Origin of the sequence: Veillonella sp. 20925_1_51 (assembly GCF_041431445.1) — a bacterium.
Taxonomy (GTDB): domain Bacteria; phylum Bacillota; class Negativicutes; order Veillonellales; family Veillonellaceae; genus Veillonella; species Veillonella nakazawae.
On sequence record NZ_JAPVXT010000005.1, the window covers coordinates 69,534 to 85,855 of the forward strand.

Genomic DNA, 16,322 nt, shown 5'->3' on the forward strand with positions numbered 1-16,322 from the left:
CGATTCCGATGAAAGAGTACAGTAGTGATAAAATTAGAAATGTTGCTGTTGTTTCCCACGATGGTGCGGGTAAAACAGCTCTTGTCGAATCTTTGTTGTTAACCTCTGGTGCGGTTGATTTCGTAGGTAAAGGCCAAGACAATAAACATATTATGGACTTTGAACCTGAAGAAATTAAACGTAACGTAACAATCCAATTGGGCATGGCTCCATGTGAATGGCATGACCACAAGGTTAACTTCGTAGATACTCCAGGCTATAATGAATTCCATGGCGAAGTTCGTGCCGCTTTGCGTGCGTGCGATGGTATGTTGATGGTACTATCCGCCACATCTGGTGTAGAAACTGACACAGTTCGCGCATGGGATTATGCAGTTGAATTACAAATGCCACGTATGGCATTTATCAATAAAATGGATGTTGATGGTGCCGATTTCTTCGGTACTATTGAAAGAATGCGGGAATTATTTGGCAAAGGCATTATGCCATTGCAGATTCCTATCGGTGAAGGCGCCAACTTTGAAGGCGTCGTAGACGTAGCAAAAATGACTGCGTTTACTTACAAGGACGGCCAACCAACAGAGATTGCTGTACCAGCTCACCTTATCGAAAAGGCTCAAGAAATTCGGGAAATGACCGTAGAAGCCGCGGCTGAAGGTAGCGATGAATTGTTGGAAAAATATTTAGAAGGCGAAGAATTATCCTTAGAGGAAATTCGCCAAGGCTTGCGTGAAGGGATGATTAGTGGCCGTGTGTGCCCAATCATGTGTGGCAGTGCCACATCTCGTATTGGCCTAGATCAAGTATTGGATCGTATGATCCGTTACATGCCGGATGCAACTAAAAAAGTGATGACCGCAACTGATGCGGAAACCGGCGAACAATGTGTAGTACATGTAGATAAACCTTTAACTGCATTCGTATTTAAAACATTGTTAGACCCATTCGCAGGCAAACAAAGCTTTGTACGTATCTTCTCTGGTGAACTAAAAGAAGGCGATCGCCTTTATGATGTAAACCAAGGTGTAGAAGAAAAATGGGGCAAGATGGTTACCCTTATCGGGAAGCAACAAATCCCTGTATCTGCCGCTAAAGCTGGCGATATCGTAGTGATACCGAAATTGGCTAATGCTAAGACTGGCGATACATTAACTGCTCCTGACTTTAAAGTGACATACGACGCTATCCGTTTCCCTCAACCTCTATACACAGTAGCATTAGAACCTGTGAAAAAAGGTGAGGAGGAAAAATTAGCTGGTGCTGTTCTAAAAGTAGCAGAAGAAGATCCTACATGCGTAGTAGTGAAAAATGCTGAGGCCCGTCAACTACAAATCGATTGTATGGGCGAGGTTCATCTCGAGCATATCCTCAACAAAATGGATCGTAAATATGGCGTACAAGCTAAACTTGTGACTCCATATATTCCATACCGCGAAACCATTAAAGGCTCCGCTGAAACCGAGTCTAAATATAAGAAACAAAGTGGCGGTCATGGTCAATATGGTCACGTTAAGATTCAAGTGGACCCATTATACGATGGAAGCGAATTTGCATTTGTAGACAAAATCTTTGGTGGTGCTGTACCTAAACAATACATACCAGCAGTGGAAAAGGGTGCCAAAGAAACCCTAGATAAAGGCTTAATTGCGGGATATCCTATGATTGGCGTGCAAGTGACACTCTTGGATGGATCTTACCATAGCGTAGACTCCTCAGAGTTAGCATTTAAAGTAGCTACGTCACAGGCTATCAAGGATGTAATTCCTAAGGCGAAACCAGTCCTATTAGAACCAATCTATGAAGTCAACGTGTTTGCACCAGATGCTTTCATGGGCGACATCATGGGTGATTTGAATAGCCGTCGAGGTCGTGTATTAGGCATGGAACAAAGTGAAAGAACAGGTATTTCTGTTGTTAAAGCACAAGTACCATTGGCTGAAATGGCCGACTATGTAACTGCATTGCGCTCTATCACTCAAGGGCAAGGCGTATTTAACCGTCAGTTCTATACTTATGAAGAGGTTCCACATAAGCAAGCGGAAGAAATTATCGCTGCTCGTAAGACTCAAGAATAAAGTTAAGAACATGTCCACGTACTGTATCAAATACAGTTAGAATCACTACAACTGAATAGATAATTGCATATCGTAACAACTTAATAGCATAACAATTGACGTAAGTCATAAATTTGAATAGTATTTTACACGAGCCCTCCATATATGTAGCGTATGGAGGGCTTTTACTATATTTGAAATAGATTAGGATTGGCTTAATCGATAACGGAGAATATTGAGACCTAATCATTGGTATGTATAGATGCAGTGGAAATCATAGAATTGCTAGTCCTTTATGTATATATGTGCTAACATTAAGATAATATAATTGCTTATGTATCGGGTGTTATTTCCATATATCGGGAAAGGATCGCATATGTTTTTCTCTAGCATTACTGCAGATTATACAAAAATGGGTTATCCTAAAGCCATCGTACGAGCTTTAGATTTCTTAAAAAATACAGATTTGAAAGCCTTGCCAGGTGGCCGTCATGCCATTGAAGGAGATATGATGTACGCCAATGTAGACGATGTAGAAACAAAATTGTTTGAAACTACAAAACCTGAGTCTCATCGCAACTATGTAGATATTCAATTCATGGTAGATGGAGAAGAAAATATGGGCTTTTTCGTAGATAAAGGCCTCGTAAAGCCTGTGGAGTCTTATCCAGATCGTGATTGCTATTTCTACCCAAACGAAGCTGTTGATGAAGGACACATCCACTGTCCAGAAGGGTACTATACAGTATTCTTCCCATCTGATATCCATAGACCACTATTAGCTGTTAATGATAAGCCTATTAAAATTCGCAAGGTTGTTGTAAAAGTACATGTAGATCTCTTAGGCGACTAATCCTATGAAGCGATATGAAATTATAGGTGTTTTACTAACCCTATTAGGAGCTGTTTTATGGGGCGTATCAGGTGCTTCAGTACAGTTCTTAAGTAACTTTAGGGATATGAACTTGGAATGGCTAGTCACCATGCGATTAATTACAGCAGGATTATTGACTGTTATCTATGCATGGTTTAAATATGGTAATTCTATCTTCCATGTCTTTCGTAGTTTAAAAGATACAGCAGGCCTTATCGTTTTTGGCGTATTTGGTATGGCTTTATGCCAATATACATACTTTAAATCCATTGCCTTAGCAGGGGCCGGTATTGCGACGGTGCTTCAATACTTGGCGCCATCAATGATTATTATTTATATGCTTGCCCGTTATGGTAAAAGGCCCTCTAAAGGGGAAATTATTTCCGTTATACTGGCCTTGGTAGGTACGATTTGTTTGATGGGGAATGATGGCTTTTCTATGGAGCGATTCCCATTGGCAGTGCTCGTGTGGGGCCTCTTATCTGCTGTAGGCGTCGCTGTATATAGTGTTTCTCCTGTAGATTTACTATATAAATATGGAACCTTGCCGATTGTAGGATTTGGTATGCTTCTCAGTGGTATTGTGGCTGCCATTTTATTTCATCAGCCAAATTCGTATGCTATGTGGGATGTATGGACTATTATTGGCTGTTTCAATGTTGTCTTTTTGGGGACCATTGTATCCTTTAATGCTTATTTAGAAGGTGTTAAGAGAATAGGTGCCGTTCCAGGATCCATTTTGTCATCTATTGAACCGATTTCGGCAGCTTTCTTTGGATGGGCTTTGTTAGACAACCAATTTAGTGCATTAGGGCTAATTGGCATGGCCATGATCATTGCTACTGTTATTATAATTGCTCTGGAAAAACGTACATAGTTTGAGGCCTTTTTGCTGGATATTGCGGCTTAGAGGCCTCTTTGTTATGATTGTACATAATGTGAAAGTAGTTGTGATAGGAGGTTATATGGAGGAAAAACAATGGAAAGGTATGGCCCTTGCCATTTTAGGTACCCTACTTTGGGGGCTTTCAGGCACATCTGTACAATTCCTTGAAAATGCAAAGCATATCAATGTGGAGTGGCTACTAGAAGCGCGTTTGCTCATAGCAGGTATATTGACGATAGGACTTGCTTATATAAGGGATGGTAAGCGTATTTTCTCTATCTTTACAGAACCTAAGGATATAGGGAAATTATTAGTATTTGGTATTTTAGGTATTGCTTTATCTCAGTACTCATACTTCAAGGCCATTGCCATTTCAGGCGTCGGTATTGCTACGGTCCTTCAATATGTTGCGCCTACGCTGATCATCATCTATTTGTTTTTGAGATACTTTAATAAGCCATCTGTACCAGAGTTTTTCTGTATTATATTAGCCTTAGTGGGAACACTCTGTATCGTCATGCAAGAAGGGCTAGATGTTTCGAACTTTAATGTGCTTGCTTTATTCTGGGGGCTTGTATCGGCAGCTAGTATCTGTGTATATACATTGCAACCTATTGAGCTATTAAAGAAATATGGCACCACATCTATTGTGGGCTTTGCCATGTTTGTCTGTGGTATTTTATCTTTAGCTATGTTTCAACAAGTTGAATCAGAAGCCCTCTGGGATGGCATGACCTGGTTAGGATTATTCGCCATCATCATACTTGGTACGGTCGTATCCTTTAATGCTTATATGGAAGGGGTTAGACTCATTGGTGCTATACAAGGCTCTATACTTTCATCATTAGAACCAATCTCAGCAGCGATCTTTGGATGGGTATTGCTAGGGAATCATTTTACGCTGGTCGGTATTTTTGGCATGATTTGCATCATTGCAACCGTATTTATTATCGCCTGGGATCGACACCGTCAAATTAAACGAGAAGTACTAGAAAAACTGAATAAAGTAGAAATGAAATAAACAAACGAAAACACATATACCATGAGGTATATGTGTTTTTTGTAATCAAATATTATATTTTTTCTAATATTTTTTCAAATAATAGTTCTAGTTTCTGTAAGTCGCCATGTACGGTTCCGTCCATATATGTATTATATACAGTATCATCTTCAGAAACCCGAATTTGAGCTTTATACCCCTTTGATAATGCTAATACTCGAATAACTTCACGTTGTGTGCGACCATTACCTTCCCTAAATGGATGAAAGAAATTTAGGCAATCTAAGATTTTAGCTAAGTTCTTAATTATACTTTCTTTTGTATTGGTTTTTTGATGATATGTATTTAGCAAATCATTTATAAAGTTCTCGGCAGAGCTAAATGATTGTATCGACATAAAAGGATTGCCACTCTTTGTAATATTAACTTTTCTATATTGACCGGCCCAAGAATAAACATCTTGGAATAAATACTTATGGAGCTTTAGTATATCAGTCATAGAATATACTGGAATTGGTAACATATATAAATCTGCAAGCCGTTTTGATACATATAAATGCTCATTATTTTTTGCTAAGTTAGGATCTAGAATGTTTTGTTTATTTATTAATACAAATGAATTTTCATAGGTATAGAAATTATCTAAATCTATGTACTGGTAACCTTCGTATTGGTTCTTAGCCAATTTGTAGTTCCTTCCTTCTGTTTGTAACATAATTTTTTAATTCTAGAACTGATTCAGTTGTAGGAGTGAAGTCTTCAATCATAGATGAACCTACGGCATACCAAACTGCATCAAAGTCCTCATAATTATCAAATTGTACATCTAAAATGGTGAGTTTTTCTTTATTAACATTTAATGTCATAGGCACCTCCTTTGTTACTATTATTATATCATAGCTAGTCTCTTTATATTGTATACATGACCTATTTGGTTGACTATTTACTTATCTATTCATATAGTTAGTATATAAGTACTAATTAATTTTTAGGAGGTTCCTATGTCTGTAAAAGATTTTGTACAACAACGCCGCGATGATTTTATTGCTTTACGTCGTGATTTTCATATGTATCCAGAGCCAGCTTGGCTCGAATATCGTTCTGCCGCTAAAGTAGCTGAAAAGCTAATTGCTTTAGGGTATGATGTGGCACTCGGTGCAGAAGTGCTTGATTTAGATTCTCGTATGGGCTTGCCTAGCGAGGATGTTATGAAAGCAGCAATGGCTCGTGCTATGGATGAAGGTGCTGATCCTGAACTAGTAGAGAAGATGGGCTATGGTAAAACAGCTATTGTGGCAACTATGAAGTTTAGTGATGATGGTCCTGTAGTAGCGTTCCGTGCAGATATGGATTCCAATGATGTAATCGAATCTAAAGCATCTAACCATACTCCTGCTAAGAAGGGTTTCCGTTCCCGCCATGAGAAGGCTATGCATGCTTGTGGTCATGATACACATATGACAATGGGCCTTGGTCTTGCTGAATATATTGCTACACATAAGGAAGGCTTGAAGGGTACTATTAAACTTATCTTCCAACCAGCAGAGGAAGGCGTACGTGGTGCTAAAGCGATGGTAGAGGCTGGCGTAGTAGATGACGTTGACTTGATGTTCGGCATGCATATCGGATTCAATGAACAGTTATCTAATTGCTTTGCTTGTAGTGATCATGGCTTTTTAGCGACTACAAAACTTGATGCTGTATTCCATGGCTATTCTTCTCATGCAGGTGGTTCTCCAGAAAAGGCTCAAAATGCCATGCTTGCAGGCTGTACAGCTGTTATTAACTTACAAGCCATTGCTCGCCATAGTGCAGGTGCATCTCGCATGAATGTAGGTGTTTTTGAAAGTGGTACAGGCCGCAATGTTACTCCTGATGTAGCAACACTTAAATTAGAAACTCGTGGTGCTACTACAGAGATCAATGATTATATGATTGAACGCACTAAGACAATTATTAAAGGTGCTGCAGAAATGCATGATTGTACCTTTGAAATTACAAAACAAGGTGAAACTCCTGCAGGCCGTATTAGCGATGATTTAGCTCGCGAAGTACAATCTATCATTGAACCATTAGGTATCTTTAAAGAAGTTCCATTCGATTATAGCGGTGGCGGTAGTGAAGACTGTGCTTACTTCTTAAATCGTGTTATTGATCGTGGTGGTCGAGCAACCTATATGGTATTGGGCTCAGCTATTAAAGCACCTCATCATAATCCATTATTCGATATCGATGAAGAAGACATGCTAAACGGCATTGTTGCATTAGGTACAATTGCTACTCACTATTTAAAATAGGACATATTGATTGAGATATTGTGATGATAGGACATATTGATTGAGATATTGTGATGCATATATCCAAACTATAGATGCATAACTATATAGAGGTATACATCGGAATATGTATAGTGTGCTATATATTAGATGTAATATGAGTATTAGATTGTGGGGAGTTATATGATTCAACGAGAGCGTTTAGCTAAGGACTTTGATGCTATGGCACAGTTGACTGCACCTGGTGAAGGTATAAATCGTCTAGCTTTCACCGATTCTGATTGGGAAGGTCGCCAATATATCATTGACCGTATGACTGATGCGGGACTCACCGTGGAAACTGATGGTTTCGGGAATGTTATAGGTTATAAGGTTGGTAAGAATCCTGATTTACCGGTTGTCATGGTTGGTTCTCATACGGACAGCGTGCCTAATGGAGGCAATTATGATGGTGTTGTGGGTGTATTATCTGCTATCGAAGCGATTCGCAGTATGACTGATGATGGCTTTGAACATGATCATACCATTGCAGTAGTAGACTTTATGTGTGAAGAGTCTAGCCGCTTTGGAGCAGCCACATTGGGTAGTAAAGTTATGCGTGGTGAATTGACATTGCAAGATTTACATCGCTTAGTAGATAAACAAGGTGTGTCCTTGTATGATGCTTTGAAAGGTCGTAATTTAAATCCCGATGCTATTGAGCATATGGAATATGAGCGACCTGTAAAGTCTTTCACTGAAATACATATCGAACAGGGTAAGGTGCTAGAGCATGAAGCAAAACCCATCGGCGTTGTAACTGGTATTGCCGCACCAGAGCGGTTCTATGTAACCATTCGTGGCAATGCAGATCATAGTGGGGCTACACCAATGAACTTGCGTCATGATGCACTCTGTGGGGCTTCTAAAATCATTCTCGGTATTGAGGAGATTGCATCTATGCAAGAGGAGCCTCCAGTAGTGGGTACAGTCGGTGTAGTAGAGGTTGTGCCAGGAGCGATGAACGTTATTCCTGGAGCAGTTAAACTGGGCGTAGATATTCGCAGTATTTCTAAGGTGGCCCGAGATTCTGTAGTTACCCTCATTAAGGAATTTATTGATGTTATTGCAGAGAAACGAGGCTTATCCTATACGATTGAACCTGTTGCACAGGATCATCCTGTAGTGATGAATCCGGCTATGATTCGCGAAATTGAAGAGGCTGTTAAGTCTGTAGGCGTAGACTATATGACTATGCCAAGCGGTGCTGGTCATGATGCCATGCATTGGGCTGATGATGTTCCTACAGGAATGATTTTTATCCCATGCCGTGAAGGTATTAGCCATAATCCGGCTGAATTTGCAGATATGGATGACATCGTTACGGGAGCTAAGATATTAGACACGGTGCTAAGAAAGCTTAGCTTAGAAAGTACTAAACTTAACTAGGTTGAGTATTGTGGAATATTTGAGGTAGATATAATTTAGTTAGATTTGTGTTAACTAGCTAAGATATCATATTTTACGTGGTTAGAAGGATGTATTCCGTAATACAATGGCAGAGAATACTTGCTATTGGTAGGGAATACATGGATTGGAGAGATTATGGTTATTGCTGGTATTGTTATCGTAGTGGCAACGTTTATTGCCATTATTAAGCAGTTTGAAACACGGCTTGTGTTGTTATTATCGGGCTTATTAATGTGTTTTATTGGTGGACAGCTTAGTGCTGGTACGACAACCTTTGTAAAAGAACTTACAAATCCAGGGCTTGTACCAACCATTTGTACAGTGCTTGGTTTTAGTTATGTTATGGAGTATACAAAATGTACAGAGCACATGGTATATTTCATCTCTGCAGGCCTTAAAAAAATGACTAAAATCATCATTCCTGGTGCTGTTATTATTACGTTCTTGATTAATATTGCGTTACCTACAGCGGCAGGCTGTGCAGCTGCAGTAGGTGCTCTATTAATTCCTGCACTTATTCGCTCCGGTGTGCATCCAGCGATGGCAGGCTCTGCTATTTTCTTAGGTACATGGGGTAGTGCATTGAGCCCAGGTCTTATGTTTAACCCACAAGTAGCACAACTAGCAGGTGAAGACGTAATGACCGTTATTGCGAGCTTCTCTATGCAAGCCATTATTGGCATTGTCGTAGCAGCTATTTTGCTTAATATTGTTGCCATTGTTAAGAAAGAGCATACAGGATATGTATTGAAAGATGCTAACGAAGAAGAAGGTAAAGAATTTAAAGTAAATTATTTATATGCTATCATCCCAATTATTCCGCTTGTATTACTCGTACTCGGTAGTAAACAAGTAGCAGTGATTCCTGAAATTTCTGTTCCTGTATCTATGCTCATTGGTACAGCTATTGGTATTATTGCCGTACGTCCTAATGTAACGGAAGCAGTTAAGAAATTCTTCCGCGGTACTGGCGATGGCATGTGTGATGTAGTCGGTCTTATGGCTGCGGCGGCAGCCTTTACTGCGGGTATGCAGTACATTGGACTTACAAATGCACTCATTGATGGTATGAAGAACTCTCAACAAATCGCTCAAATTGGTGCAGCCTTTGGTCCATTCTTATTAGCTGTTATCTCTGGTTCTGGTAATGCAGCAGCCCTTGCGTTTAACGGTGCTGTAACACCTCATGCGGCAGACTTTGGCTATGGCATTATGCAACTCGGCTCCATGGCCCAATTGGGTGCTGGCATCGGCCGTAGTATGAGTCCAGTAGCAGGTGCAGGTATCATCATTGCTGGCCTTGCAGGTATTAACCCTATGGAAATGGCGAAACGCAATGCTGTACCATGTATTGTTGCTACAGTTGTGATTATGCTGTTGTTACTATGATTAGATTAAAATGTAGCTGTAAAACTATAAATTCATAAATTACAGGTATATTAAAGACGTTAAACTTTAGAATACATAATAAAAGAACCCTATTGTGATCAAAATGAACTGCACCCCAAAAATTGTGTCCAATTTTTGGAGGTGCAGTTCAATCATGATAGGGTTCTATTTATATGTCTTTCTATTATTTAAGTTTGAAGCCAATCCAGAGAGCAGAAATAATAAATAAGCCACCACTAACCCAGAATAGGGTAGTAAAGCCTAGCCATGCCATAAGGCTGGCACCACCAACAGACCCTAAGAAATACCCGAAAAACAAACAAGACTGATTATAGGAAAATACTTGTCCTGTAAATTCTCGAGGTGTTTTTGAAGAGAGGTAAGTGTTTAAGGCAGGCAACATGCCACCTAAACCAAAACCTTGTAGGAACCTGATGATTGCAAGTTGATATACATCAGAAACATAGGCTTGAGGGATATTTAGAATCCCTACATAAATAAGAGATACTACTAATACTTTCCGTGGCCCAATCTTGTCGACTAATTTACCTAGTGGAGAACTACTCATAAGTTGAGCAATACCCATAGCGGAGAATACAGCGCCTGCAATAAATGCTAGATTTTCTGTATCACTAGGAACGATTCCCTTAATATATACAGAGATAACAGGTTGTAAGGACATGATGCATATTGCATAGATAAAGGATGCTACACATAATGCGACAATACTATTAAATTCCGGTATTTGCTCTTTCAACTTACGGATGGAAAGTTTTTCAGGATTCGGTTGTGGTACATAATTTTCATGGATGAATATAGTAGCCAGCACACCAGCTAAACCCATGAGCGTACCGACGATGATGAAGTCATTGCGAATGCCTACTGTATCTGCAATATATCCACCCAATAAAGGCCCTATTAGTGAACCAGCAAGATTAGCAGATGCTAATAATCCTAAGGCCCAACCTGTCCGCTCAATAGGTGATTCTGAAGCTATTAATGTAATTGATGCCGAGTAAAAGCCACTTACTAGACCTTGGACGAGCCGGATTAAAACAACCCTTTCAGGTGTAGTTTGAAAAGCAATTAATACATTGCATAATGCCATGCCAAAGCTAGATCGTATTAATGTAATTTTACGACCTTTTTTGTCCGCAACACGCCCCCAAAATGGTGCTGCTAAGCAGACGATTATATAGGTTGCGCCAGTGGCTAACCCAGACCATAAGGACATAGCTTCTGGAGTTTGCACGCCTAAATCATGAAAGTATAAAGGCAGAATTGGAGCTAACTGGCTTACACCAAAGGCTGTACAGAACACACAGACTAAACTGATGTATACCGTTCGTTTCCACGTTTCCAAAACATCCCTCCTTTCTTAGTCTTAGTACGTTCTTAATAAAATAATACGCTTATTTCTTTTTAATTTCATCCCAATCGCTTAAGTCCGGAAGTTTATTGCTTGTTATAGACTCCTGAATCCAGTAGTTGATGGAGGTTAAGTTGCAAGACTCTCGTTCAAAGCCATATTCGTTGTCCTCATCTACAGTGGCATAGAGTCGAATGCGTAAGTTTTTACCTTTTGCGCGCTCGATGTAATAGCTAATACATTGCTCATCAAGGCTAGAAGGGCGAACCTCAATAATATTATACTTGCCATTCGCTACGCCTTCTAAGGCATCCTTAATCATTTGGTTTGGATATTCATATTGATTGAGGTAGAAGATATCGTTGTCACAAGTTAATACATATTCTCGTGGAGGCGTAGTGTTTTTGTACTGTTTCTCCCAGCTTTCATCAATAACAGGTAATGTAGCATTATCATAGAAGTTTTTAATTAATGCGAGACCTTCAGGAATGGACATTTCTTTAAAGTATCTCATTTCATATACCCTAGGATCCACGTTTTCATCCTGTCTGCTAGTATCCTCAATGTAGCCGTATAGATAGATAGTACAGGAGTTTTTGTCTTCATTATGGAACATAACGATACTGTACACATCGTAAATTACGTTTTCTATGGATTGGCGGTTATCATAGATGATAAAACTGAGGTATTTTTGTGTATCCCATTCGCGCTCGATGAAATTCCAGTCGTATTTATTAGTACGCCAACCAGTAGTAGAGTCCTCGAAGATTTCTAATACATCTACGGAGTTTTGAGGCCATGCAGGTGGCATAGGATTACATGTTGTAGAAGATTGCTGTATGCCTTCTTTGTACTGATAGTGTCCATCAACGAGTTCAAAGGCTTCTAATCGTTCAGAGGCTTCGTCAGGAATTGCCAACGGCTTACCAGTACCAAAACAATTATCATTTATTGTGTTGAGACGATTGATGCTTTCACGAGCATGCTCGTAGAACGTAACGGCTTGGTCTAAATCAGGTTCTTTTGTCATGGCCCCAATTTCGTAGCAATAGCCGGCGGCCAGTTGCCATAGATGGTTCGCATAGTCATAACTACCGTATCTATCGTAACATTTGCTAGCCTGATTGACGCACTCTATGGCGGTTCTTATGGCAGGGGTATTACCTTTTTTGAAAGTAAATACATAAGCGAGATATGGCCAAATACCATCGAGAGTGTAAATAGCTGGTTGTTGTAATAAGTGAGCGATGCGAGACCAGTCTTGAGACTGACCATCGATATTCAATGTGCGAAGAATGATGGCTTGCATTGTAACATAAGCGTGGTCGTTAAAGTCTAAATAATCTGGGCTTATAGCAGCACGCTCGTAGTATCTGAGGGCCTTTTGAATATTCTGAGGGATTCTTTTGTTAGACTCACAAGGTTTTGCATAGTACTCGGCAGCTTCACGCAAACACATGCCATTATTCATGGCGGCACCGCGCTCAAAATATTCGAGCGCTCGTTCATGCTCCCCGCGAGACTTACAAATATCGCCTGCTAAATACATCATGAGTGGCAAATCTGCTGCAGCCCCTTCAAAAATAACTTGTTCTTCCATTGCCTTATTATTTTGCTCGGCATAGGTAAGGCGCAAGTTGCGGTACGCAATGACAAGACCTGCCGCTGCAGATTTATGTAACCATTGCTGCGCAATGGCCGTTACTTTATTTGCCAATCTACGTTGATCTACTTGTACAAATAAAGATTTAAAAAAATGGACAACACCAGATGGTTCACCTTCATTAACTATCTTTCGTGCAGATGGCAAGAGGCGGTAATCGCCCCATTGGAATACATTGGCAATGGCGTAGGCACAGTAGGAACAACCTTTTTGGGCGCCCTCATAGACGCGCTGGAATGCTTGGTCCTTCGTCATAGGCAACTCTTTTTCAATAGTAGGTGTAAGGGCACCAGAGGTACGCATAGCCTGTAAAATAGCGATGGCACTGCCTTTGCGAATAGCCGTATGTAAATAACTATACGCCTTAGTATCATCCTCGGGGAAACCTGCTTCAATCCAGGTGAACTGAGGGCCAGAATAGACGCGTGCCAAAATAGCATACACATCGCCAATACCTGGAATCTTTTGGCCTTCCTCGTCAAGTTTCACAAGGGCATCAAGCTCAGCTTTGCCCGCCCAAGCTATATCTTTATTACACTGGTGGAATATTTTATTGAAAGACTGCTGTATTTGATCAGTGAAATAAAAACTCATACTCTCTCCTCCGCATAATAATCAGTAGAAGCTGATAACATATGTAGTTTCAGTATACTATTAGTGTTTAGGGGAAAACAATATAAATGTTCTGAATTTCTTGACTGCTTGAGAGAGGATATATTCAATTTTAGATATTTGTATTGATTATGTTTACATAGCTTTTGGAAAGTTAAGATTCTCCTTGACTTTCATTCTATAGAAACATTATAATCAGATTATAATTTTATACTCGCCTAAAAGAAACCGATGAGGTGGAGATAAAAATAGGAAATGCACTCACAGAGAGCGGGATTAGCTGAGAACCCGTAGTACGCAGCTTATTAAATGGACCACCGAGGGCGCATGGAACAGAATGAATTTCATTCCTAGTATGGTGCGACGTCACACGAGCGTTAGTCGTGAGGGATATGTTAGTATCCTGCGAAAGAGGAATGCGCTGCATTCAAACAAGGTGGTACCGCGATTTATAGCATAATACAAGTATTTTCTAATACTCTTGTAAAAATAGAACTATAGACTCGTCCTTGACGTTACATTGTCATGGGCGAGTTTTTTTATTGGCAACTGCCAGATGGAGGTTCTCATGATTTTTCCTAGTTTAGACCGTGTGAAAGCTATCGCACCGGGCTACGATATCGTGCCTGTATATATGGAAATTTTATCCGACGTACGCACACCGATTAGCGTGTTGAAAGCGTTAAAACAAGTGAGCAGTCATACGTACTTGCTTGAAAGTGCGGATAATAGTAATCATTGGGGCCGTTACTCCTTCTTGGGCTATGATTCTAAGATTGAGCTCTTCTGCAAAAATCATCAAATGACTATCAAAGACGGTACAACACGTACCTTTGATTGTTCAGACCCAGCTGCAGAGATTCGCAATATTTTGAGCCAATATAAAAGCCCTCGCTTAGAAGAATTACCAACCTTTACAGGTGGCTTTGTAGGTTACTTTGCTTGCGAATATATCCGCTATATCGAGCCAACCCTCGATTTCCCAACACCAGATGATGACCCTGCGATGGTAAACGATGTAGACCTTATGCTCTTCGATAAGGTAATCGCATTCGACCATTACAAAAACAAAATCTACCTGATTGCTAACATCAGCACAAATGATTTAGAACGTAACTACAACAAGGCTGAGCTCGAATTAAAAGCATTAGCTGATCTCGTAGTAAACGGCAAAGAGGCAGATGTTCCAAAAGGTATTCTTAAAACAGAGTTCACTTCTGAATTTACAAAGGATGAGTTTGAAGCAGTTGTTAAAAAGACACAACATTACATCAAGGAAGGGGATATCTTCCAATGTGTTGTATCTAACCGCCGTGAAGCTGAGTTCGATGGCAGCTTGTTAAATGCGTACCGCGTATTGCGTACATTGAACCCATCTCCATACATGTTTTACCTATCTGGTGGCGATGTAGAGCTTACAGGTGCTTCTCCAGAAACATTGGTAAAATTGACAGACGGTAAAATGTATACCTTCCCAATTGCAGGTACTATGCGCCGCGGTAAAACCGAAGCAGAGGACCTCGCTATTGAAGAAAAACTCATTAACGACGAGAAAGAGTTGGCTGAACATAACATGCTCGTTGACCTTGGCCGTAATGACCTAGGTAAAATTGCTAAATTCGGTTCCGTACAAGTAGAGGCGTTACATATGTTGCAACGTTTCTCTCATGTAATCCACATTACATCTACTGTAAGTGGCGACATTCAAGACGGTAAAGATGCTCTCGATGCCATCGGGGCTACATTGCCAGCAGGTACATTGTCCGGGGCTCCTAAAATTCGTGCTATCGAAATCTTACACGAACTAGAAAAAAGCCCGCGTGGCGTATACGGCGGCGCTGTAGGTTACATTGATTTCTCCGGTAACATGGACGTATGTATCGGTATCCGTATGGCTATGAATAAAGGCGGTAAGGTCTATGTTCGCGCTGGCGCAGGTATCGTTCGCGATAGCGTACCTGCTAGTGAATATAACGAAACCTTGATCAAAGGCCAATCCATGATTTCCGCAATTACAGATGCACAGGAGGTAGAATAATGGTACTCCTTATAGATAATTACGATAGCTTCTCCTTCAATTTATACCAATTAGTAGGCTCTATCGATCCAGACATTAAAGTCATCCGCAGCGATGAATTAACAGTTGAAGAAATCCGTGCTTTAAAACCAGATTACGTGATACTTTCACCAGGACCTGGCAGACCAGCTGATGCGGGCGTATACGAAGACCTATTGCGCGAATGCAAAGGCGAATTCCCAATCCTCGGCGTATGCCTCGGTCACCAAGCCATCGGCGAAGTATTTGGCGGGACCGTATCCTATGCAAAACAAGTGATGCACGGCAAACAAAGCGTAGCCAAACAAGTGCACCCATCTAAAATCCTAAAAGGCGTACCTGAACAATTCGAGGTGGCTCGCTACCACTCCTTGGCAATTATTGACGAAACCATGCCAAGCGAACTCATCGTTACATCCATTACAGACGACGGCGAAGTAATGAGCGTAGAACACAAAGACTACCCAATCTACGGAGTGCAATTCCATCCGGAATCCATCATGACACCGAACGGGGAACAAATGATTCGCAATTTCTTAGAAAAATAACCACTGTCTAATTTAGGTATTCGAGGGACTATTATTAGGCTCTAGAACGGATAGAGCAGAAATAAGGTCTCTCGGAACTCCGAGTGGCCAACGCCCCACTACGTGGGCCCGCCAAGTCGTTCCTTAAGACCTTATTTCCTGCCAAC

Annotated in this window: 13 protein-coding genes; 9 read left to right on the forward strand and 4 right to left on the reverse strand. The window is 40.6% G+C overall.

The window, feature by feature from the left end:
- Positions 1-8 precede the first annotated feature (8 nt).
- From fusA to O3607_RS06730, 4 genes are all read left to right on the forward strand, one after another.
- A complete protein-coding gene (fusA, locus tag O3607_RS06715) occupies positions 9-2,075 on the forward strand; it encodes an elongation factor G (protein ID WP_060925032.1) in 2,067 nt (688 codons plus the stop codon).
- A gap of 355 nt (positions 2,076-2,430) precedes the next feature.
- Positions 2,431-2,907, forward strand: a complete 477-nt coding sequence (locus O3607_RS06720) for a YhcH/YjgK/YiaL family protein (protein ID WP_060925033.1) — start codon at positions 2,431-2,433, stop codon at positions 2,905-2,907.
- A gap of 4 nt (positions 2,908-2,911) precedes the next feature.
- Positions 2,912-3,805, forward strand: a complete 894-nt coding sequence (locus O3607_RS06725; RefSeq protein WP_227283441.1) for a DMT family transporter — start codon at positions 2,912-2,914, stop codon at positions 3,803-3,805.
- A gap of 88 nt (positions 3,806-3,893) precedes the next feature.
- Positions 3,894-4,835 carry a DMT family transporter gene (locus O3607_RS06730; protein WP_371443623.1) on the forward strand — a complete coding sequence of 314 codons (942 nt, stop codon included), beginning with the start codon at positions 3,894-3,896 and terminating at the stop codon, positions 4,833-4,835.
- Positions 4,836-4,887: 52 nt separating this feature from the next.
- Here the strand turns inward: O3607_RS06730 and O3607_RS06735 are convergent, their stop codons facing one another.
- A complete protein-coding gene (locus tag O3607_RS06735) occupies positions 4,888-5,499 on the reverse strand; it encodes a Fic family protein (protein WP_195394526.1) in 612 nt (203 codons plus the stop codon).
- The gene (locus tag O3607_RS06740) at positions 5,492-5,680 is read right to left on the reverse strand and encodes a hypothetical protein (RefSeq protein ID WP_060925036.1); all 189 of its coding nucleotides are present in this window, start codon (positions 5,678-5,680) and stop codon (positions 5,492-5,494) included. The genes O3607_RS06735 and O3607_RS06740 overlap by 8 nt, the downstream gene beginning before the upstream one ends.
- 135 nt (positions 5,681-5,815) lie before the next feature.
- On the opposite strand from O3607_RS06740, the gene O3607_RS06745 reads away from it, so the two are divergent.
- The 3 genes from O3607_RS06745 (at position 5,816) to dcuC (ending at position 9,928) form a co-directional block, all read left to right on the forward strand.
- Entirely contained in the window at positions 5,816-7,111 is a 1,296-nt protein-coding gene (locus O3607_RS06745; RefSeq protein ID WP_285365327.1) for an amidohydrolase, read from the forward strand.
- Positions 7,112-7,273: 162 nt separating this feature from the next.
- Positions 7,274-8,518, forward strand: coding sequence for a M20 family metallo-hydrolase (locus tag O3607_RS06750; RefSeq protein ID WP_371443595.1), 1,245 nt, complete (start codon positions 7,274-7,276; stop codon positions 8,516-8,518).
- Positions 8,519-8,674: 156 nt separating this feature from the next.
- Positions 8,675-9,928, forward strand: coding sequence for a C4-dicarboxylate transporter DcuC (gene dcuC / locus O3607_RS06755; protein ID WP_371443596.1), 1,254 nt, complete (start codon positions 8,675-8,677; stop codon positions 9,926-9,928).
- Between the two features lie 184 nt (positions 9,929-10,112).
- On the opposite strand, the gene O3607_RS06760 is transcribed toward dcuC, so the two are convergent.
- Together O3607_RS06760 and O3607_RS06765 are read right to left on the reverse strand one after the other, a co-directional pair.
- Positions 10,113-11,291, reverse strand: coding sequence for an MFS transporter (locus O3607_RS06760; protein WP_371443597.1), 1,179 nt, complete (start codon positions 11,289-11,291; stop codon positions 10,113-10,115).
- A 49-nt stretch (positions 11,292-11,340) separates the two neighbouring features.
- On the reverse strand, positions 11,341-13,554 hold the full coding sequence (locus O3607_RS06765) for a sel1 repeat family protein (protein ID WP_371443598.1): 2,214 nt from the start codon (positions 13,552-13,554) through the stop codon (positions 11,341-11,343).
- Positions 13,555-14,140: 586 nt separating this feature from the next.
- On the opposite strand from O3607_RS06765, the gene O3607_RS06770 reads away from it, so the two are divergent.
- Positions 14,141-15,610 carry an anthranilate synthase component I family protein gene (locus O3607_RS06770; RefSeq protein WP_371443599.1) on the forward strand — a complete coding sequence of 490 codons (1,470 nt, stop codon included), beginning with the start codon at positions 14,141-14,143 and terminating at the stop codon, positions 15,608-15,610.
- Positions 15,610-16,176 carry an aminodeoxychorismate/anthranilate synthase component II gene (locus O3607_RS06775; protein ID WP_119206233.1) on the forward strand — a complete coding sequence of 189 codons (567 nt, stop codon included), beginning with the start codon at positions 15,610-15,612 and terminating at the stop codon, positions 16,174-16,176. Before O3607_RS06770 ends, O3607_RS06775 begins: the two co-directional genes overlap by 1 nt.
- Positions 16,177-16,322: the final 146 nt, after the last annotated feature.

Excerpts from the sequence above, each read along its gene's own strand:
- O3607_RS06745 (WP_285365327.1), top strand. The coding sequence starts at position 5,816 with ATGTCTGTAAAAGATTTTGTACAACAACGCCGCGATGATTTTATTGCT.
- O3607_RS06765 (WP_371443598.1), bottom strand. The coding sequence starts at position 13,554 with ATGAGTTTTTATTTCACTGATCAAATACAGCAGTCTTTCAATAAAATA.
- O3607_RS06720 (WP_060925033.1), top strand. The coding sequence starts at position 2,431 with ATGTTTTTCTCTAGCATTACTGCAGATTATACAAAAATGGGTTATCCT.
- O3607_RS06730 (WP_371443623.1), top strand. The coding sequence starts at position 3,894 with ATGGAGGAAAAACAATGGAAAGGTATGGCCCTTGCCATTTTAGGTACC.
- dcuC (WP_371443596.1), top strand. The coding sequence starts at position 8,675 with ATGGTTATTGCTGGTATTGTTATCGTAGTGGCAACGTTTATTGCCATT.
- fusA (WP_060925032.1), top strand. The coding sequence starts at position 9 with ATGAAAGAGTACAGTAGTGATAAAATTAGAAATGTTGCTGTTGTTTCC.
- O3607_RS06770 (WP_371443599.1), top strand. The coding sequence starts at position 14,141 with ATGATTTTTCCTAGTTTAGACCGTGTGAAAGCTATCGCACCGGGCTAC.
- O3607_RS06750 (WP_371443595.1), top strand. The coding sequence starts at position 7,274 with ATGATTCAACGAGAGCGTTTAGCTAAGGACTTTGATGCTATGGCACAG.
- O3607_RS06775 (WP_119206233.1), top strand. The coding sequence starts at position 15,610 with ATGGTACTCCTTATAGATAATTACGATAGCTTCTCCTTCAATTTATAC.
- O3607_RS06725 (WP_227283441.1), top strand. The coding sequence starts at position 2,912 with ATGAAGCGATATGAAATTATAGGTGTTTTACTAACCCTATTAGGAGCT.
- O3607_RS06740 (WP_060925036.1), bottom strand. The coding sequence starts at position 5,680 with ATGACATTAAATGTTAATAAAGAAAAACTCACCATTTTAGATGTACAA.